Source organism: Chitinophaga ginsengisegetis (assembly GCF_900168065.1).
GTDB classification, from domain to species: Bacteria; Bacteroidota; Bacteroidia; order Chitinophagales; family Chitinophagaceae; genus Chitinophaga; species Chitinophaga ginsengisegetis.
In genome coordinates, this window is record NZ_FUZZ01000004.1 from 234385 (window position 1) to 253950 (window position 19566).

Here is a 19566-nt window from a genome sequence, read left to right on the forward strand (position 1 = left end):
ATAAATTCACTGGTTGTCATCCCCTTATTCTAATATTTTATATCTTTAACCGCTATTTCAATCCCGATGAAAACCCTCCCTCAACGGAGAGTCACGGCTACATTCGTTATTATAACAAAGCACTATGAAAGTATCAACAACCAGCTTCCCAAGCGTTTTTGAAACCGCATTCGGAAACACAGAAAATTCAAGTAAGGATCTTCTCAACGGACTAAAAATTAAAAAGGATGAAGCCTGGTACCTGGTAGGCAACCTGGCCAAAAGAGGTGGGATCAATCCCGGCAGAGTTACCAATGCGTCGCCCACAGAAGAGGATTATGAAATACTGTTTAAAGCTGCTTTGCTGAACACCATTGATAAAGTACAACAACCCATTGCCCTTACCGTTGGGTTCCCCTTCTCTACTTACAATATTTACAAAAACGCTGCAGAGCAGTTTTTGAGTAAACGTCATTTCCTGATTGATTACGATACGCAGACTTACAATACCAAAGGTTCTTTCAAGAAAGCGATGTTTGATATTGAGAAGTATGAAGTGATCCCTGAAATCGTAGGTGGTATCATCGGGTTAAAGAAAAGTATCAATGAACCGCAGCTGGACAACTTCATTGCCATCAGTTTTGGGTTTGGTACCATTGAAGGCGGCATGGCCACCGGCGATGGGTTGGTTCACCGTACCTGCTTCAGTTCCCACGGTATCCGTTATGCCATTAACAATCTTACCCGTGAGCTGAACCAGAAACACTACCTGGAAATGAAGAACGAACACCAGGTGGATGATGCTTTCATGAAAGGTTCTATTTTCACCAACCGCAAACGGATCGATCTGCGCGACATGCGTAAAGGTGTGCTTACGCAGTATTACCGCGAAGTGGTTTCTCCCCTGATGCGCAGTTATTTTACGGACCTGGATTTTGAAACCTGTGAAAAGATTTACCTGATGGGCGGTGGCGCTCACTATCGTGAACTGACAGATGCTTTTGTAGAAGAGTTCCGTGATTTTATCCCGGTAGAAGTTGCTCCTGAACCAGAAAAGCTCATGAGTATCGGTTATCTTTATAATTCATTGAGAATATCAGATAATAAACCTCAAAGAAGCGTGGGGCTTGACCTGGGTAATTCCAGTTCTATTGTGTCTACTTTTGAAGATGTAGCACAGCATTCTCCCGCTACACCTAATCCCATCACCCTCTAATTTATCCTTGTGATCAATGTCAGACATATTTTCCGAAATATAATTGTTCCCGGAGCCTTTCGTATCCCAAAAACAGTCTCCGTGAACGGTAGTATAGATGCTTCTGTTTCCGGTCGTATTGACGGGAACGTAAGAGGCGATGTAAAAACCAGCGGCAAGCTGGTGGTTAGTGAAACAGCGAGCATCCGTGGCCATATATATGCTGCCGACCTGGTGGTACACGGGAAAGTGTATGGCGATGTGTACATTACCAACAAGGCCCATATCAGCAATAAAGCGCTGGTAAAAGGCGATGTAAACGCGATGGTGCTGGAAATAGAAGAAGGCGCTGTGGTGGAAGGCGCTATCCGTAAAAACGTGCAGCCTGTTCTGAAAGCCGATCTTAGTCATACCCCGGTTGCGGAGGAAATCAAGGTGTCTGCCGCGGTAGATGCTGAAACCGGCGGTCATGAAGAAGAAGAAAAGAACACCAGCTGGTTCTGACAAATACTACTGCCAGTTTTATACCTCGTTCGGGCGGTTGTTTCCTTTGATGGCAACAACCGCTTTTTATTGCTACTTCTTTTTCAGAGGAGTAAGTAACTGGGTAAGACCGTTCATTTTTATCACCAGCATGGTTTCGAGGAGCATCCCCAGTTTGCCTTTCGGGAAGCCTTTCCGCTGGAACCACTCCAGGTAACTTACCGGCAGGTCGCAGAGCACCACATCTTTATACTTTCCAAACGGCATTTTCATCACTACCAGTTGCTGCAACATTTCCGGATCGGGCTGTGACATCTCCATAAAAAACTGATTTATAATTAAGCCGGCAAATTAAAATTATAAATCCATTTTCCCACGCTTCTTCGTAATTTGTAATAGTCTCAAACATAATCATGCATGAAAATTTCCCTGATACTGTTACTGGCGCTTTCTTTTGCAGGATGTGTACAGCCCGGGGCTAAAATCAGCCTGGCTAATTCCAACACCCTGGTAGTAAAGGATCTCTTTGAGGCTTTCAATGCACACGACTGGCAAAAGCTGGCGGCCTGTTACAAGGATACCGCTACTTTCCTGGACCCTTCCTTTGGCCCGGAACCTGTACTACGTACCCGGGAACAAACCGCTCAAAAATACAGGGAGCTGCAACAGCTATTCCCCGACATTCATGATGAAGTGGTGAATGTATATGCCGATAAAAACCACATTACTGTAGAATTTATTTCCTCCGCCACCGGCCCTGATGGCAAAAAGTGGCGCCTGCCCATCTGTACGGTGTTCACCATAGATGATGGAAAAATAGAGAAAGACAACACCTATTACGATAACCGTCACTGATCATCTTTTCAATAATCCTCCATTCTCCAGCGCATCAGATACCTGGGTGGCAAAGGCTTTGGCAAATGATTCCAGGCTGTTGGGATTGTAGGTTTCAGATTGACCGGACCATACCAGTTTGCCGTCCTGTTTCAGGTCGTACAGGTTACTTTCCAGGAAGTATCTTTTATCGGTAGTATAATAGCCCGGAGAATACACCGATCCGTACATATAACCATAATACCCCCAGAACCGGCCATACCAGCCGTATGCAGGGTAAGGAGCATAGGAAACGGAACCTGGTACATACCTGGTTTGGGATTCCTTATTCACCAACGAGGTGGTTAACACGGCAGTATACCCCGCATCCAGCATTTTCTGCGTGGCAGCGCTTTTATCCTGGTCTGTTAAGGGGTTGAATTTAGGTGGAAACAGGTCCAGGCCCTTTCCGGCTACAATGCCGCGTTTCTGAAGGGCGGCCGCCATCTGGGTTTCCACTACCTGCTGCGCCCCCACGTTTGAGGTCAGGGAGGCCACCAACATATTATGATACCCTTCCACAGGAGCTTCCGGCGCTTTCCAGGCTCCTGTCATGTGTACGGTGGTACCACATGCGCCCAATAATAGCACCATGCCAACCAGCATGGATGTGATGATCGCTTTCATAAAATTTGTTTTTATGCGCCCATAGGCTGCAATAGAACAACAAGACACCCTGTAAAAAGTTTACGCCAAAAAAATGACAATCCGGTTTTAACAATCCCGGCAGTATGAGTGTAATAAGGTGTACATTTATATGCCAGCATAACATGAATATGAACTCAGATAATAACCGGGAATTAACGACCCTGTTAATGGTGGATGATGATGAGGATGACCAGGAATTTTTCAAACTGGCGCTTGGCACCATCAGGGAAGAAATTACCTTTACCGCAGCCGGTAACGGCCAGGAAGCGTTTGATCTGCTCCATACCCGGACTATTATGCCGGACATTATATTCGTAGATATGAATATGCCGTTAATGAACGGTTTTGCTTTCCTCGAAAAAATAAAAGCTACGCCTCACCTGGAGCATATTCCGGTGATCATGTTTTCTACCAGTGATGAGAAGCATGAAATAGCCAGGGCGAAATCACTGGGTGCAGTGGATTTTATCACCAAGCCTGCCCGTTTCAATGAGTTATGCCGGTTGCTGCAGGAAAAGCTGGATTTATATGCAAAGGTGTAAGCGTCTACTCTCCTACGCGTTCTGCACAGGCTACCCTGTAAAACTCATATCCTTTTTCCGACCGGCCGGGTAAATAGTGTTTCCGGTATTCGCTGGCACCCAGATCCTCCAGCAGATGAAAGTTATACTGGTGCAGGTAAGCGGGTAATGCAGCCGGTTCAAAGCCAAACGTCCACCGTTCCTCCAGCTCCGCTACGTCTTTAAGCAGTTTTTCGCCACCATAAAATGCGGCAGGGTTGTCCAGCACGGCCTGGTGTACATAGGTAAAAATGACCCTGGAACCGGGTTCAAAGCGTTGCAAAAATGCGAAGGTGCTGTCGATGGCTTCTTTGTTGAGGTAATTGGTTACGCCCTCCCAGATAATGGCGGTGGGCACGGTAAAATCAAAGTTATTCAGTGCGCTCAGCTGATCAAGGCTTTGCCGGTTAAAGTCTATCTGGTAATAATATACTTTGGCCGGCAGCTTATGTGCGCGTAATTTCGACAGCTTATAGGCAGCGGTATTGGGATGATCGATTTCCACTACTTTAAGTTGACGAAGAAAAGGTAAACGCAATCCGCGCGTATCAAAACCGGCGCCGAGGATATACACCTGCTGCGCGCCTTTATCAACCGCCTGCAACAACAGGTCATCTATATACTTTGTACGGGCAATACCGGAAGATAAGGCGCCCGGGATCTTCTTCCGGATAATCCACTCCGCGAAAGACCTCCAGCCTGGTATCCGGCAAAGCCATACGCCTATTTTCAGCCTGCTGTCAAGAAACCAGGAGGCGAATTTGTCGGTGAACAGGCGCCGGTCCCGGGAACGGGTGGTTTCCAGCGCCCGGAATAAGGCCATATATTGCGCGGTTCTACTCGTGACGTCTTCCTTCATGGATGGTGTTTTATGAACTCCCCCTTTAATTTAATCAAAAAATACGAATATCGTTTTGGCCCCACCCCGTACCTGGTAGTCAGGCGGCACGACCGGATCGATAATTTTTGCGATTATTTCAAAATAATACCTATTTTTAGAAAAAAATCTAAATCGTATCACCAAAATGAGTCAGCCATTAAATATTGACAAATTAGACTTACAGATCATTTCGGAAATGTCAACCGACGCCGGTATCTCTTATGCAGAGTTAGGTAAGAAGCTCTTTGTATCCGGTGGTACTATTCATGTACGCATCAAAAAACTGCATGAAATGGGTGTGATTAAAGGCACCCGTTTACAGGTAAACCTGCGGGCTATCGGGTATGATGTATTGGCCTTTATTGGTATTTACCTGGAGAAAAGTTCCCTGTATGAAAACGTAGCCAAGCAGTTATTAAAGATTCCGCAGATCGTAAGACTGAACTATACCACCGGTTCTTACAGCATGTTTGCGGAAATCATTTGCAAGGACAGCGGGGAGCTGCGCAAAATATTGCAGGACGATCTGCAGCATATTAAGGGAATAGAAAGAACAGAAACAATTATTTCGCTGGAAGAAAGTTTTTCAAGACCTATTAATGTCAGTGAAGTAGTGTGATTATAAAAGACATAAAAAAAACGCTGTTCTGTGAGCAGCGTTTTTTTTATGTCTTTCGTTAACGGCTAAACGAAATGCCGGAACGATGATTTATAATTTACGTGCATCGCGGGTACCGGCATACAGCTCGTATTCCAGCAGGCGGCAATCGATGGTGCTGTTATAAAACTCTATCCTGCGTTTGGCTTTGAGGCCAATCTTCTTTGCCAGTTCAAGGTTACCGGTGAACACGTATCCAAAATAGCCACCGCATTGTTGTTTCATGAAATCACCGATACGGCCATACGTTTCTTCCAGCGCTTCAATTTCTCCAAGACGCAATCCATATTCCGGGTTCATGTATACCACGCCGGCAGCGCCTTCCGGCACTTCTGTGCTGGCGAAATCGCATACGCGGAACTCAATCATATCTTCCACGCCGGCGGCCTTTGCATTTTTACGGGCGTTTACAATTGCCATCTCACTCAGATCGGTAGCGATAATGCGCAGCTCCGGCACTTCCACGATCTGTTTTTCCAGCAATCCTCTTTCATCGAGGTATACGTTTTCATCAAAGCCACGCAGGTGCATAAAGGCGTAGTTATCGCGGAAAAGACCGGGGCGGCTGTTGGTGGCTATTAATGCCGCTTCAATGGCAACGGTGCCGGACCCGCACATGGGATTGATGAAAGGCGCTTTACGATCCCAGCGGGAAGCCAGGATGGTAGATGCCGCCAATGCTTCCAGCATGGGAGCACGGCCGGGTATTTTACGGTATCCGTGCCGTGCGAGGGAATCGCCGGTGGTATCTACAAATATTTCTGCATTTTCATTTTTCCAGAACAGGTGGATTACTGCACCGGTAAGCTCTGCACCGGTAGAAGGGCGCTTGCCTGTTTTTTCGCGCATACGGTCCACCACTGCATCCTTCACTCTCAGGTTGGCAAACATGCTGTTGTTGATCGTTTCATTCTGCACATTGCTGGTAATGGAGAAGTAACCATCTTCCGGGAGAATGGTTTCCCAGGGGTAGGATTTCAGCTGATTGTATATTTCATCGCCGTCGGTTGCTTCAAATTGTTTCAGGCTGTACAGCACCTGGCTGCCGCAACGCAGGTTCAGGTTAAGGCGGATACACTCATTGAGAGAGGCATTCAACCGCACACCGGTAACGAATGTTTCGTCTACAGTAAAACCCAGATCTTTTACTTCCTGCTCCAGGTAAGGCGTCAGGCGTTTGTTACAGGTGATGGTAACGGTTCCCTTTGTTGTATATAATGACATAAGGCCGCAAATTTACCAATCTTTATGATAATCCCCGTGCATTCCTTATTTTAACAGTTCAAACATACTTCAGCACCTATGCGTTTTTATCTCTCTTTGTTATTGCCGGCGGTTCTGTATTTCCCGGCGAAGGCGCAAACAAAAGCACTGCCTGTGCGTAATGAACTCATTATGCCGGTGCCGGTTACGCCTTCCAGTCATGCGTCTACCATTACGGCGTTGTCTTCCGGAGATTTGCTCAGCGCCTGGTTTGGCGGCGAAGAGGAAGGAAGTAAAAATGTAGAGATCTGGTCGTCGCGCTTTACTGCCGGCAAATGGCAGGCGCCTGTGAAGCTGGCGGATGGTATCATTAACGACACGCTTCGCTATCCCTGCTGGAACCCGGTACTGTTCCGTACCAGGGCCGGGTTGCTTTGCCTGTTTTATAAAGTAGGTCCCAATCCACGGGAGTGGTGGGGCATGGCCCGCTACAGCAGTGATGACGGCAGCAGTTGGTCATCTCCGGAAAAACTACCGGATGGCATGTTGGGCCCTATCAAAAATAAATGTATACAGCTCCCGGATGGACGCCTGCTGCACCCTTCCAGCACAGAGAGTGTGAAAGGCAATCAGTGGGTATCTCATATGGAGATCAGCGACAGCACCGGGCATCAATGGCAAAAGGTAGCTATCGACTGCGACACATTTGGTGTTATACAACCTACCATACTCACGCACCGCGACGGCCGGCTCCAGCTGCTGTTCCGCAGCCGCCAGCATGTGATAGCCACGAGTTGGTCGAAAGACCACGGCGCCAGCTGGACACCTGTTACCGCGCTGAAGCTGCCCAATCCCAATTCAGGCATTGATGCAGTAACCCTTCCCAATGGCGCAATGGCATTGGTATATAATCCAACAAAAGGCGGAAGCGACTGGTCAGATGGCCGCAATGAGTTGCGGGTGGCCGTTTCAAAAGACGGCATCAGCTGGAAAGATGTGTATCAGCTGGAGAAGCGTGCAGGCGGCGAATACAGCTATCCCGCCATAATCGCCACCGCAGATGGTTTAGTGCATATCACATATACCGACGACCGGAAAAATATCCGCGCAGTAACCTTACAATTGAAATAAACTTAGTTCCAGATTTCATTGGCAGCCGTGAGGATCACCGGTTCGTGGTCGGTTACCACGATGGTGTGTTCGTGTTGCGCAACAAAGCCGCCCTTGTTGCCCACCAGTGTCCAGCCATCATTGCTTTGATTGGCAAAAGAGGAGATGGTGGAAATAAAGGTTTCTATTGCCACTACAGAATTCTTTTTAAAACGGGTGCGGTTAAAACGGACATAACAGTTGAGGATATCATCCGGCGATTCGTGGAGACTACGGCCAACGCCATGTCCGGCGAGGTTGCGGATTACGGTGTAACCTGATTTGCGCGCCTCGGTTTCAATCAGCTTGCCAACGTCTGCCACGCGTGTGCCTCCTTTGATATACTGGATAGCCTTATAAAGAATTGCTTTCGAAGCGCTCACCAGCGCCTGGTGCTGATGGATGTCTTCACCCAGCACAAAGGAGCCGCCATTATCTGACCAGTAGCCATTCAGCTCTGCAGATACATCGATGTTCACGAGATCGCCTTCCTGCAGTATTTTTTTGCCGGATGGAATGCCATGCGCAATTTCATTGTTCACGCTGATACAGGTCCAGCCCGGGAAGCCATAGGTGAGCTTTGGGGCCGACTTAGCGCCTAATGCGTTTAATATCTCTCCACCATATTCATCTATTTCTTTTGCTGTCATACCCGGTCTGGCATAATTCCTCATTTCCTTCAGCGTAACGGCTACTGCTTCACTCACTCTTTTCATGCCATCGAGTTCCGCTTCTGTAGTTATAGACATAGTTATTTTTCTTTAAAAATACTGATAAAAAAACAAAGCCCGCAAGTTATGCGGGCGTCGTCAGATTGTTTTAACAATTACATGAGGATGCCCCACTCATCATCCCGCTCCGGATAATCCCTGAAACGTTCCGTACCGCCTCTGTCTTTCCAGTCGGAATCAATTACCAGCTTGGAACTGATACCACCCCTGGGATTACAGATGAGTGTGATACGCAAACGATCGGCCTCATACACTTCCATCATATGATCATAAATGATATTAATGAGCCGCTCATACGATACAATGATATCACGCAAATGATATACATAATGCTTCAGCGACTTCAACTCAATGATCTTATTTTTTGGATAGAAAGTGATGTAGAGTTTGGCAAAATCGGGCTGCTCCTGCACGCCCAGGAAAGTAAACTCCGGCACCTTTATCTTCATCTCATATTTTTCCTTTGAGGGATTTGGTAATCCTTTCAGGATTGTTTTATCAATGTGTTGATAGAGCTTTTTAGACATATAGGCTTATGTTATTAACGTGGCGCAAAGTAATATTTCTCCGGATCAATTCACTTGTACATCTTCACAAGATAAGATTTATTGAATATACTTTACAGGCACTTCATCCGTAAGCCATACGCCGTTATCGGACAGGTAAAACAGCATGCCACTCCGGTGCATGTCGCCGCTGCGGATGGTAAGGATGTGTGGTACTCCCCTCCTGCTGCCTACTTTTTCTGCTGTGGCCCTGTCGTCTGTAAGATGTACATGTTGCCGGTTCATTTTCTGTAAACCGGTTTTGCGGATCTGTTCCATAAACCTCGCCACGGTGCCGTGGTAGAGGAATTCCGGCGGTGTGGCCGGCGGCAGGTTCAGCGATACTTCCAGGGAATGTCCCTGGTTGGCGCGGATCATTGTTTTGTTTTCATTGAAAGAAAAACGTTGCTTATCATTTTCTGCCACTACTGTTTCCAGTTCTTCCATCGTGAAATGATGTCCGTTTGCCCTGCATTGCTGCAACAGCGTGTTCACATCTGCCCAGCCGTGGGCATCGAGCGTGAGTTGTATGGTATCCGGGCTATGCCGGAGAATAAAGCTCAGTAGTTTACTGATTGATTTGTTGTTCATATTATTTAAGTTGATCCCGCACTACCATGAGCGCATAACCGAGCAGGTTATGACCGCGCCACTGCAGGGGATTTTCCACATGTTCGTTGGAAGCCGCCATACCAATACCCCATATACGGTCCATCGGACTGGCTTCTACTAAAATACGGTCATGTGTATTGAGTAAAAAAGTTTTTAATGCCGGGTGCTGTGAAAACTTATGAAGATTTCCATTCACTACCAGGTCAAATTTATTCGTGTCCCAGGCTGCGGCATCGAAGTTCTTTACTTGTCTGCCGAGCTTTTTAGCTTCATCGGGCGTGTTCACCAGCAGGATCTTCTGCAGGGTAACATCATCATTGAACAGCCTGGCTTTTCCTGCCATCATCCAGTGTTCCGCCGTTTTATAAGTGATGCCGTCCACGGTGAAAGGAGCATGCCACCACTGGCTGAAACAGCTTTGGGTAACGCTGCCATCTGCAGATGGCTTGTGTCCCCAGAAGAAGATGAATTTTATTTTTTCTTTGGACTGATACTTTGCGATCAGCCAGTTGTTATCGTACTTCATTGTAAGCGAATTTATGTTGATATCCAGTGTTTCGTGGGCGATGGCCATTCTTTTGTTCTTGTTCATGTTGTTTTAGTTTTTCACCGGGGCACTGGAATGTTGGCGGGGTTAACAGTTCCGTTGCACAGGTGCAGGGTTTAAAATTCGTTTACGTCATTATGACGCAAAGTAAAGAAATATTTTGCTAATGAGTATATTTTTTTTCGGGAGATAGGAAATGGAGTAAGGGAATCTGATAAATAAACCTGCGCGGAGGGTGTTAAGAAAGCTTGTTCTTCCCCTCTTCCTAAAAATAAATTTGGAATTTAATTGTACACAATCTAATTTTACAAAATAAATATAAAATACTCATGGAAAAGATCGAAAAGTTATACACGGCACACGCCACCGCCACCGGCGGAAGAAACGGACATGTTAGCTCATCAGACGGCGTACTGGACCTGGAAGTAAGAATGCCAAAGGAACTCGGCGGCAGCGGCGGTGCCTACACCAATCCTGAACAGTTGTTTGCTGCCGGCTATGCTGCCTGCTTCGACGGCGCCCTCAACCTGGTAATCAGAACGCAGAAAGTAACCGCAGGCACTACACAGGTAAATGCAGAAGTTAGCCTGGGCAAGAACAATAACGGCGGTTATGGGTTATCAGTAAAGCTACTGGTAGCAATTCCGGATGTGGAACCAAAACTGGCACAGGAACTGCTGGAAAAAGCACACCAGGTATGTCCTTATTCAAATGCTACCCGTGGTAATATTGAAGTAGAATTAGCATTGATCTAAACTCCATGTCATGAAAGTATTAATCGTACTAACCTCGCACGATGAATTAGGCAACACCGGTCATAAAACCGGTTTCTGGGTAGAAGAATTTGCTGCCCCGTATTATGTGCTGGCGGATGCAGGGGCCGAAGTGACGCTGGCTTCTCCCAAAGGCGGCCAGCCTCCCATTGATCCGAAAAGCGAGCTGCCTGAATTCCAGACAGAAGCTACCACCCGCTTTAAGCGCGATGAAGCGTTGCAGCAAAAACTGGCTACTACCCTGAAGCTCAACGAAGCAGATGCCTCCGACTATGATGCGGTGTTCTATCCCGGCGGTCATGGCCCACTGTGGGACCTCCACAATGATCCAAGTTCCATTTCCCTGATTGAAACGTTCTACCGCCAGCATAAGCCTGTCGCATTTGTGTGCCACGCCCCTGCTGCATTGCTCAAAGTAAAAGGCCCGGATGGCACGCCACTGGTGAAAGGGAAAGAAGTAACCGGGTTCAGTAACACGGAAGAAGAAGCAGTACAGCTCACTAACGTAGTGCCGTTCCTGTTAGAAGACGAGTTAAAGAAACTGGGAGGGATTTACAGCAAGGACCGCGACTGGCACTCATACGCACTGAAGGACGGATTGCTGATCACCGGTCAGAACCCTGCGTCCTCTGAAGCTGTAGCCCGGATATTAATGGAAACATTAGCTTAATTTTGTGTTGTTAAATAAGCGACCTTGAAACAACTGAAATTATCAAACCAACTTTGCTTCTCATTTTATGCCCTGTCGAGGCTGGTAACTTCACATTACCAGCCTTTACTTGGCCCATTGGATCTTACCTACCCGCAGTACCTCGTGATGCTGGTGCTATGGGAACATGATATCGTATCCGTAAAAACACTGGGGCAGCAACTGATGCTGGATTCCGGTACTTTAACGCCCCTATTAAAAAGACTGGAAACAAAAAAGCTTATCAAACGTGTACGCAGCAAAGAAGATGAACGCAGCGTAAATATTCATTTAACCGCCGCCGGACGGCAATTGCAGCAAGAAGCGGCAGACATCCCCGAAAAGATCAGCTGCAGCATGGGTTTTACGGAGAAGGAATACGATACCCTTAAACCGATGATCAACAATATTCTGAAAAGACATGCTGACGAATAGCTGGTTTATTTCACTATGATTTCTTCCACTGAATTATTATCTTTCTCTCCTATAGTTCTGTAAACCTTATTTAATTATTCCACGCTATGGAGAATTTCAACATCAATCGTCGCCGCTTCCTCAAGGGAGCCACGGCTACGCTCGCGCTCTCTGCTATCGGCGCCAGTGCGCTTGATTTCATTAACCCGGCGAAACCTTTACGGGTAGCGCTTATCGGCACAGGATGGTATGGCAAAAGCGATTTATTCCGGCTGATCCAGGTAGCACCGGTAAAAGTAGTAGCCCTTTGTGATGTGGATAAGAATATGCTGCAGGCCGCTGCGGAAATGGTGCGCAAACGGCAGTCCTCCGGTGAAACACCCCGCCTGTACGCCGACTACCGTAAACTGTTATCCGAAAATGAACTGGACATTGTATTGATAGGCACTCCCGACCACTGGCATGCCCTGCAAACCATTGAAGCCCTCAAAGCCGGCGCCAATGTATATGTGCAGAAACCTATCAGCGTAGATGTAATAGAAGGCGAAGCGATGGTGGCTGCCGCCCGCAAATACAACCGGGTGGTGCAGGTGGGCACCCAACGGAAAAGCACCCCACACCTCATTGATGCCAAAAAGAATATTGTAGATGCCGGCCTGCTCGGCAAAATATCACATGTGGAAATGTGCTGCTACTATCACATGCGCAACAACGGCAATCCGCCCGTACAGGCAGTACCCGATTATTTCGACTACGACATGTGGACCGGCCCCGCTCCCCTGCGGCCTTACGATGGCTTGCCACATGTACGCTGGTGGCGCACTTTCATGGAATACGGCAACGGCATTATGGGCGATATGTGCGTGCATATGTTCGACACTGTACGCTGGATGCTGCAACTGGGCTGGCCCAAACGTATCAGCTCTACCGGCGGGATCTATGTACAGAAAGAAGGCAAATCGAATATTGCAGATACGCAGTCGGCCATCTTTGAATACGACGGACTAAATTGTGTATGGCAGCACCGCACCTGGGGAACAGCCGCCGATCCCAAATACCCATGGTCATTTAAATTGTATGGAGAGAAAGGCACCCTTGCCGCCAGCACCATGTCGTACGACTTTATCCCTGAAGGCAACGGTACTCCTATCCATAAAGATGTAGTGTTTGAAAAGGAAAAGTACCCGGAAGACCTGACAGAACCAGCTATTGAGCTGAACGCTGCACCGGCCACACGCCTCCATATGCTGGACTTCCTGGGCGCTATTAAAAATGGCAGCAAACCGGTAGCGGATATAGAAGAAGGGCATATTTCCACTGCGAGCTGTATCCTCGCCAATATCTCCATGCAAACAGGACGGCCCGTAATATATGATCCGCAGAAACGGATCATTACCAGCGATCCTGCTGCCACAGCGTTATTGCAACGACCGTATAGAAGTCCTTGGATACATCCGGTGGTGTAACTATTTTCAGCAGCATAAATAAAAAGAACGGTCTCTTATGAGCACCGTTCTTTTTTATCTTCCTAAAAAATAAAACTACTCCCTGATCACCTTCACCTGCGCAGGCGCTTTGATCTCCGACTTAATCTTTCCATCAGCCAGGCGTGTATGCTTCACCGTTACAATGCCATAAGGCGTAGGAAAAGTACCCTCTGCAAATTGCAGATCTCCCAGGTGAGGCGCCACCTTAATCACTTTACATCCGGGCGCTACCACCGAAATACCGAGTACATGCTCCGTGAGCCACGGCGTAGGCCCGGAGGCCCAGCCATGACATAAACTATGACGGAACCCTTTATAACAATAAGCGCCATAGTCGCCATGAATATCTTTTTGCCCGGCCGGTACTATTTCATCAATGCGGGAAGCGTTGGGAAGCCAGTCCATATTAAAGTCTTCCCAGAACGTAGTGGCGCCCAGTTTCAGCATAGCGCCCCAGTAAGTGCGGATATCGTTTAGCCCTCCCTGGTAGTCGCCCGCTTTGGCTTTTGCCTGTAGCATATAGTAACCATAGAAGGTGGAATAATCCTTTACACCACCTACGCCAATAATTTCATCGTTGATCTTTTTTGCGGGCACCAAACCGGATAACGCCATCAATGCAGCGGCCTGTTTGGAGCCGTTTGCATCGGGTACATTTTGCTTCAGCCGGGCAATAGCGGCTTCGCATTTCTTCACGGTGGCATCATCGTTGAGTACTTTGCTCAATGCAGCGCCTGCGTCCAGCGTCATGATCATCATGGCCTGTAGTCCTGCATGAATGCCGGGTTTATTTTCACTGGAGGGCCAGTCGAGGAAGCGGGTACCGTCGTGCAGGTCTTCACTGTTATTGGCGTCTATTTTCTTTGAGAGGCGATCCAGTAATCCTTTCAGGTAAGCGGCCTGTTGTTTCAGATATGCAAGGTTGCCGGTGTGCTGGTACCAATCGCGCTGAATAAGCACCCACCACATGGAATACGACACCATGCCATTCATATACTGCGGCAACGGCGTAATATCGCGGGAAAGGTCCAGGCTCTCTGGCACCACTTCATTATAGCCGAATACCGCGCTGATAGTTGATGTTTCCGGATGCATATCACCAATCCACACGAGGCGGTCGCGTTTGATGCCATCCCATAAATAGTCCTGCATGTTCAGATGCACCGTGTATGCACCCGTCAGCCAGATCTGGTTCAGCAACGTATCGCTGCATTTAAAAGAGCCCAGGTAAGGCAGATCGCGGTATACGAAAATGGCCCTCACTTCTTTGAGTTGCAGTTCCGTGTTGTCATCCAGCAGATCGATCCTTACAAAACGGAAACCGGTGTTGCCTACTTCGAGTTTACCCAGCCACGGTACTTCTACAATCATATCGCGTACGGCGTGGTCGTTGGTGGCATTCTTCCCGGGTTCAATATCACTCATCGCTTCACTTACAGATTCACCAAAGCGTACCCGCAGTTTTACCGGCTTACCGCTTTTATACATCCCCGTAACCAGTTGCAAACCGCCATGCAGTTCTTTGCCAAAGTCAAACAACAAGGCAGGATGTACGGCAGCCGTGCTTTTCAGCACGCACATGTTCTGATTGGCCAGGTCGGCTTGTCCGTTGCCGGCTAACAGGAAACGTTGTGCGTTGAAAATATGCTCACCGGCATTAGGTGTTTGCCATATAATTTTTTCGGGAGATAAATACCTGCGTACCGTTGCTGTTGCCTGGACCGTAGCCATACGGCTGCTATCGAACACCGGTGGCAGCTGGGCCCGGGACGAAACAGCAACTAACATTATGACTGCTAACTGTAAGATCCGGTTATATATTTTCATGTGATCAGGTTCTTTTGACTGTACTTAATATTTTACCGCAATGAGTTTTACGGGCCCTATCAGGCCGGCAGACTGATAAGTAGCTGTCGGCGTGTATGGGTTCACGTTACTCCATGTTTTTCTTTCGGCAACAGGTAGTTTGCTGTCGCCAATGAGGCGGTTTACCCAGGTGTTTACTACCGTTACCATTAGCTTGTTCTCTCCTTTTTTCAATGCGTGTTTTACATTTACCCGGTAAGGTGCCGTCCATACGTTGCCCAGCGCAACACCGTTCAGGGTTACATCCGCCATTACACTCACGGCGCCAAGATCCAGGTATGGTGTGGATTCCGCCGGTAGTTCATCTGCCTTAAAAGTAATCTCATAAACAGCAGTACCGGAGTAATTACGGATCTGCTCATTGGGGTGCGTGCTCCAATCGGTCAACTGATCAAACACCACCGGTTGCGCGGGTCCGCGCTTTGCCGCATCAAAGTTCACTTTCCATGGCCCCTGTAACTGCGTCAGCGTGGTTGCTTCCGGGAAATTAATCCCGTTGCCTGTTGTTGCTGCATGCTTACGGAATACTACGAATCCACTCTGGTAAGGGGCTAACGTTAACGGCACTACGGTATATGGCGATTGTTGCGTAAACTCTTTCAGGTCACGGGTTTCACCGGTTACGGCATCCCACCACTCCGGTTGTTTGCCTGCCACGCGGAAGGCGGGTGATAAGGTGATTTGCTGATCCGACTGATTGGTGATAAAATATATTTCTCCATCTGTGGTGGTACGATGCGTATACAATGCCTGCTCCGGCAGCTGCGCCACATCTGCGGGCAATTGCAGGATGCTCAGTGCCTGCGGCATATCTATTCCACTCAGTACCTGCCCTTTGCCATATTCCCTTTGATGCTCCTGGTTGTTGCCCCACAGTTCCGTGGCCAGTTTTTGCACTTTCGCATCCGCGGATGGATACTGCTGTAAGCTGGGAGATCGTTTGGGTACGGGTCCCAGGATGGTGGCGCCATCCTTTACCAGCTGCGCAATTTTTTCCAGCAGCTCCGGCCGCATGGTTTCCAGCTGCGGCAGTACCAGCAAACGATAGCTCATACCATCCGGCAGTACCAGCCTGCCATCCTTTACACGCAGGCGTTCCAGGATCACTTCTGCATTGATGTAATCATAGGAGTATCCTTTCGGTAGTTCGGGGTTTCTTACGCCTGTCATTTTTGGTGCATCTTCCCCGATGAAGTAGGCGATATCATTTACTGCCTTACCTTGTTGCAGGAGGTAGTTACATCTCCTGATATAATCTATAAATGCTTTACCCTGGTAAAACCAGGTGTTCTTCCTGTTAAACTCGGTACCAAAACCTGCGTTCACACCGGGTTCGCGGTCATCATATGGTTGCTCAATGAACACATGCAGGAGGCTGTGATTGATTCCTTCGGTAAAGGACCAATCGCCACGACGCTTCAGCAGCGCGGGATAGCGGCCGTATGCATTACCGCCGGCAGTAAAAGATTCTGCGGCTACTCTTGTTTTGCCATAAATATGCGCAGCAGAAGAGGCTGCGCGGCACTCGATATTGCCGAGCGTTCCTTCATTCCAGAATTCACCTGCAATTTCATCCGACTGGCCGCCGTATTTCAGGAACTCCGAAGGGAACCCCCAGTGGCCGTAGTTTTCCAGCCATAGCTTCATCCCGTCTTTATGACTGGCTTTACGCAACCCGGCTACGTATTTATAAGCTACCCGATCGGCAATCAGGCGGCGCAGGTCCCATAGGAAACGATCCGATTGATCAGGGGTGCCCACTACCCTTCCGGATAACACAGGCAACCACGGCAACGGATCATAGCCATATTGTTTTTTAAAATCATCCGCCATGTCATCGGTCCAGTTTTGCGAACCGGTTTCGTAGCTGTCTGCCACCACCCATTTGAGTGAGGTGCGTTCCGCTGCGGGAATGCTTTTGCGGATCTTGCCTACAAAGGCATCATAGTGGTACTGCGACCATTCATCGCTGATCTTGTCTATTTCCAGCCCTGTGCCTTCCGGTGAAGCCGGGCCATTGGTAACGCCCGTGGGCAACATACCATAACGCACTACTATCCAGTTGCCCGCAGGTACCCTCCAGTTGAGGGTACCATTGGCTGATAAATTTTTAGTGAGATTAATAACTTTGGTGGGATCAATAATCAAACCGGCGCCGGATACTTCCGCCTCCTGCGGCCATTGATATTCGTTCCATAACGGCAGTGGCGTCTGGAACATTTTGGCCAGCTGCTTTTCTTCAAAGCGCTCAATGCGTGGGGCCGTGAGGAGTTTTATTTCTGTCAGCGCAGGATTGCCTTCGCTGATCACCAGCCGGAACTGTTTTCCGGTAGTAGCTTTAAAGGAAACGGCTATGGGTGCATAGGGTTTAAAGCCTACATTATTTTGCGGGTTGCTGCGGTCAAATTCAAAGCTCTTTATGCTGCGCCAGTTATCCCCCTCTTTTACCTGTAGCTCAAACTGTGCTTTGAAAGGCTTTTCGGCCGGGTAAATGATGAGGCTCCGCGCGGTGAAATTGCCGGCTACTTCGAGGTCGATGTGAGCGGGTGTTGGGCGACCAACCGGTGTGGTAACGGTTACTTCTTCCGTAGTATTTCCATCTGTCAGTTTTTCAATATGCTGAAACTCGATGTTGGAAGTGATACGTGGGGTATGTTTACCAATATCATCGCCATCGCTGTCTGGCACAGGAAAGGCCATTACGGCTACCGTTTGAAAATCGGCGGGGCCTGTTGGCAGCTGTTGGGTATATTGCTGAGGGCCATGAATCGTTACTTCTTCACCGGCGAGGTAGCGCATCGATTGGGAAGGCTTAATCCACGGACCGCCACTCTGGCTCCAACCCGGGCTGTTGAACAGGCCAATATCCAGCCCTTTTTCTGAAGCCGTGCGTATAGCCGTACGGGTTACCTGCCACCATTCATCGGAAAACAGCTTAACCTTTCCGTAAGGAACCTCTTCTTTCGGATAACCTATATTACCGATAAAAGCCCGGCCAATGCCCACTTTTACCATTGCTTCCACATCCTGCTTTACACCTTCCTGCGAAATATTATCACTCATCCAATACCAGTATACACTTGGCTTAACGCTATCCGGTGGCGTTACAAATCCGTGTTGCAAAGGCGTTTGTTGTCCGCTGGCAGTTAATGCAGCCGACAACAACAGTGCAGCGGCGCTATACTTTTTCATAACAGGAGTATACATACTTTGCATCTTCGTTTAACCGTAAAAGTTATGGTAACAGATACCCGGTTGCCGGACTTTCGTCAGCAACAGGCTATTTCAGGATATCTCCCAAAGTAAAAAACGTTATCAGTATAACTGTCCTGTACCTCCCTGCAGCAACGGGTTGCCCGGGTTGAGCATGCCCATGCGGCCCAGCCATTTCATGGTGATCTGCATCCATACGTCTGTTGGCAGCTTCAACACAAAGCCGTGGTTGCCTTCGGGATAAATATGCATTTCCGCCGGTACGTGCTGGTGGCGCAGGGCCTGGTAAAAAAGGAGACTGTTATCTACGTCTACCACCGTATCGTCGCCGGTATGAAACAGGATGGTGGGTGGTGTTTGCGGTGTTACCTGCCGGTCGTTGGAATAATTTTTTATGGCTTCTTCTCCTGGCTGATTGCCAAGTAACCGCAAACGGGAACCGGCATGGGTGAGGTTCTTTTCCATGCTGATCACCGGGTACACCAGGATCATAAAATCAGGACGCAGGTTGATGCCCGCATTGGCGGCCAGCACCGGTTTGTTGAAATGGGTTCCTGTGGTGGAAGCCAGGTGCCCGCCGGCAGAGAAACCCATAATGCCTACGCGGCTATTATCGATGTTCCATTCAGCGGCATGCGAGCGGATTATTTTCATGGCTTCCTGTGCATCCTGCAAAGGACCGCTGCTTTTATCCTGCATGATTTTATCATCCGGTAAGCGGTATTTGAGTACAAAGGCAGCGATGCCTTGCTTTACAAAATACTCCGCGATACTGAGTCCTTCCCGCTGGAATACGACTGTGTGATAACCACCACCCGGACAAATTAATACCGCTGTACCGGTAGCCTTGTCTTTTGGCGGCAGGTAAGCCGTTAAAGTAGGCACACTGGTATTTGTACGGTTATTGTCTTTGTCGGTTACTTCCTCGTCAGGACCGGCAATTCCGCCGGGAGGAAGCCCGTTGTATAAAGGCATTACGGTTTGTGCATTGGCAACAATGGCAGCGAAACTGAAGAGCAGGATAAGGAGGGCGCGCATAATATTATTTATTGGCAGTAATGA

General features: G+C 48.3%; 21 protein-coding genes. 10 read left to right on the top strand and 11 right to left on the bottom strand.

Annotated elements, in window-relative coordinates; all coding sequences use genetic code 11:
- The first annotated feature begins 124 nt into the window (after window positions 1-124).
- On the top strand, window positions 125-1195 hold the full coding sequence (locus tag B5Z18_RS23660; protein ID WP_079472003.1) for a ParM/StbA family protein: 1071 nt from the start codon (window positions 125-127) through the stop codon (window positions 1193-1195).
- 9 nt (window positions 1196-1204) lie between these two features.
- Window positions 1205-1678 (top strand): bactofilin family protein, encoded by a 474-nt coding sequence (locus B5Z18_RS23665; protein WP_227024540.1) that lies wholly within the window; start codon window positions 1205-1207, stop codon window positions 1676-1678.
- Window positions 1679-1750: 72 nt separating this feature from the next.
- On the opposite strand, the gene B5Z18_RS23670 is transcribed toward B5Z18_RS23665, so the two are convergent.
- Complete coding sequence (locus B5Z18_RS23670; protein WP_079472005.1) at window positions 1751-1978, bottom strand: DUF3820 family protein; 228 nt, start codon at window positions 1976-1978, stop codon at window positions 1751-1753.
- A 96-nt stretch (window positions 1979-2074) separates the two neighbouring features.
- Here B5Z18_RS23670 and B5Z18_RS23675 point away from each other — a divergent pair, with 96 nt between their 5' ends.
- On the top strand, window positions 2075-2512 hold the full coding sequence (locus B5Z18_RS23675; protein ID WP_079472006.1) for a nuclear transport factor 2 family protein: 438 nt from the start codon (window positions 2075-2077) through the stop codon (window positions 2510-2512).
- On the opposite strand, the gene B5Z18_RS23680 is transcribed toward B5Z18_RS23675, so the two are convergent.
- Window positions 2513-3157, bottom strand: a complete 645-nt coding sequence (locus B5Z18_RS23680; protein WP_079472007.1) for a DUF4136 domain-containing protein — start codon at window positions 3155-3157, stop codon at window positions 2513-2515.
- 143 nt (window positions 3158-3300) lie between these two features.
- Between B5Z18_RS23680 and B5Z18_RS23685 the strand changes: the two genes are divergently transcribed.
- Window positions 3301-3720: a response regulator gene (locus B5Z18_RS23685; protein ID WP_159454406.1), complete on the top strand. Its 420-nt coding sequence runs from the start codon at window positions 3301-3303 to the stop codon at window positions 3718-3720.
- Between the two features lie 4 nt (window positions 3721-3724).
- Here the strand turns inward: B5Z18_RS23685 and B5Z18_RS23690 are convergent, their stop codons facing one another.
- Window positions 3725-4597: a class I SAM-dependent methyltransferase gene (locus tag B5Z18_RS23690; protein WP_079472009.1), complete on the bottom strand. Its 873-nt coding sequence runs from the start codon at window positions 4595-4597 to the stop codon at window positions 3725-3727.
- Between the two features lie 166 nt (window positions 4598-4763).
- On the opposite strand from B5Z18_RS23690, the gene B5Z18_RS23695 reads away from it, so the two are divergent.
- On the top strand, window positions 4764-5237 hold the full coding sequence (locus B5Z18_RS23695) for an Lrp/AsnC ligand binding domain-containing protein (RefSeq protein ID WP_079472010.1): 474 nt from the start codon (window positions 4764-4766) through the stop codon (window positions 5235-5237).
- A 90-nt stretch (window positions 5238-5327) separates the two neighbouring features.
- Here B5Z18_RS23695 and B5Z18_RS23700 read toward each other — a convergent pair whose 3' ends face one another.
- The gene (locus B5Z18_RS23700; RefSeq protein WP_079472011.1) at window positions 5328-6500 is read right to left on the bottom strand and encodes a THUMP domain-containing class I SAM-dependent RNA methyltransferase; all 1173 of its coding nucleotides are present in this window, start codon (window positions 6498-6500) and stop codon (window positions 5328-5330) included.
- A 78-nt stretch (window positions 6501-6578) separates the two neighbouring features.
- On the opposite strand from B5Z18_RS23700, the gene B5Z18_RS23705 reads away from it, so the two are divergent.
- Window positions 6579-7610, top strand: coding sequence for a sialidase family protein (locus tag B5Z18_RS23705; protein WP_079472012.1), 1032 nt, complete (start codon window positions 6579-6581; stop codon window positions 7608-7610).
- Window positions 7611-7612: 2 nt separating this feature from the next.
- On the opposite strand, the gene map is transcribed toward B5Z18_RS23705, so the two are convergent.
- The 4 genes from map to B5Z18_RS23725 all read right to left on the bottom strand — a co-directional run bounded on the left by map (window position 7613) and on the right by B5Z18_RS23725 (window position 10108).
- The gene (gene map, locus B5Z18_RS23710) at window positions 7613-8377 is read right to left on the bottom strand and encodes a type I methionyl aminopeptidase (RefSeq protein ID WP_079472013.1); all 765 of its coding nucleotides are present in this window, start codon (window positions 8375-8377) and stop codon (window positions 7613-7615) included.
- Window positions 8378-8454: 77 nt separating this feature from the next.
- A complete protein-coding gene (locus B5Z18_RS23715; protein WP_079472014.1) occupies window positions 8455-8886 on the bottom strand; it encodes a preQ(1) synthase in 432 nt (143 codons plus the stop codon).
- Between the two features lie 78 nt (window positions 8887-8964).
- Window positions 8965-9495 carry an RNA 2'-phosphotransferase gene (locus B5Z18_RS23720; protein ID WP_079472015.1) on the bottom strand — a complete coding sequence of 177 codons (531 nt, stop codon included), beginning with the start codon at window positions 9493-9495 and terminating at the stop codon, window positions 8965-8967.
- A 1-nt stretch (window position 9496) separates the two neighbouring features.
- A complete protein-coding gene (locus B5Z18_RS23725; protein WP_235016003.1) occupies window positions 9497-10108 on the bottom strand; it encodes an NADAR family protein in 612 nt (203 codons plus the stop codon).
- A gap of 284 nt (window positions 10109-10392) precedes the next feature.
- Here B5Z18_RS23725 and B5Z18_RS23730 point away from each other — a divergent pair, with 284 nt between their 5' ends.
- From B5Z18_RS23730 to B5Z18_RS23745, 4 genes are all read left to right on the top strand, one after another.
- A complete protein-coding gene (locus tag B5Z18_RS23730) occupies window positions 10393-10818 on the top strand; it encodes an organic hydroperoxide resistance protein (RefSeq protein ID WP_200817326.1) in 426 nt (141 codons plus the stop codon).
- A 10-nt stretch (window positions 10819-10828) separates the two neighbouring features.
- Entirely contained in the window at window positions 10829-11506 is a 678-nt protein-coding gene (locus tag B5Z18_RS23735) for a type 1 glutamine amidotransferase domain-containing protein (RefSeq protein WP_079472016.1), read from the top strand.
- Between the two features lie 24 nt (window positions 11507-11530).
- Window positions 11531-11959, top strand: a complete 429-nt coding sequence (locus B5Z18_RS23740) for a MarR family winged helix-turn-helix transcriptional regulator (RefSeq protein WP_079472017.1) — start codon at window positions 11531-11533, stop codon at window positions 11957-11959.
- Between the two features lie 86 nt (window positions 11960-12045).
- The gene (locus tag B5Z18_RS23745) at window positions 12046-13404 is read left to right on the top strand and encodes a Gfo/Idh/MocA family oxidoreductase (protein ID WP_079472018.1); all 1359 of its coding nucleotides are present in this window, start codon (window positions 12046-12048) and stop codon (window positions 13402-13404) included.
- A 75-nt stretch (window positions 13405-13479) separates the two neighbouring features.
- Here B5Z18_RS23745 and B5Z18_RS23750 read toward each other — a convergent pair whose 3' ends face one another.
- From B5Z18_RS23750 to B5Z18_RS23760, 3 genes are all read right to left on the bottom strand, one after another.
- Window positions 13480-15213, bottom strand: coding sequence for an alpha-L-rhamnosidase-related protein (locus tag B5Z18_RS23750; RefSeq protein ID WP_200817327.1), 1734 nt, complete (start codon window positions 15211-15213; stop codon window positions 13480-13482).
- A 63-nt stretch (window positions 15214-15276) separates the two neighbouring features.
- Window positions 15277-18483, bottom strand: a complete 3207-nt coding sequence (locus tag B5Z18_RS23755; protein WP_200817328.1) for a glycosyl hydrolase — start codon at window positions 18481-18483, stop codon at window positions 15277-15279.
- A 123-nt stretch (window positions 18484-18606) separates the two neighbouring features.
- On the bottom strand, window positions 18607-19542 hold the full coding sequence (locus tag B5Z18_RS23760; protein ID WP_079472021.1) for an alpha/beta hydrolase: 936 nt from the start codon (window positions 19540-19542) through the stop codon (window positions 18607-18609).
- Window positions 19543-19566 lie beyond the last annotated feature (24 nt).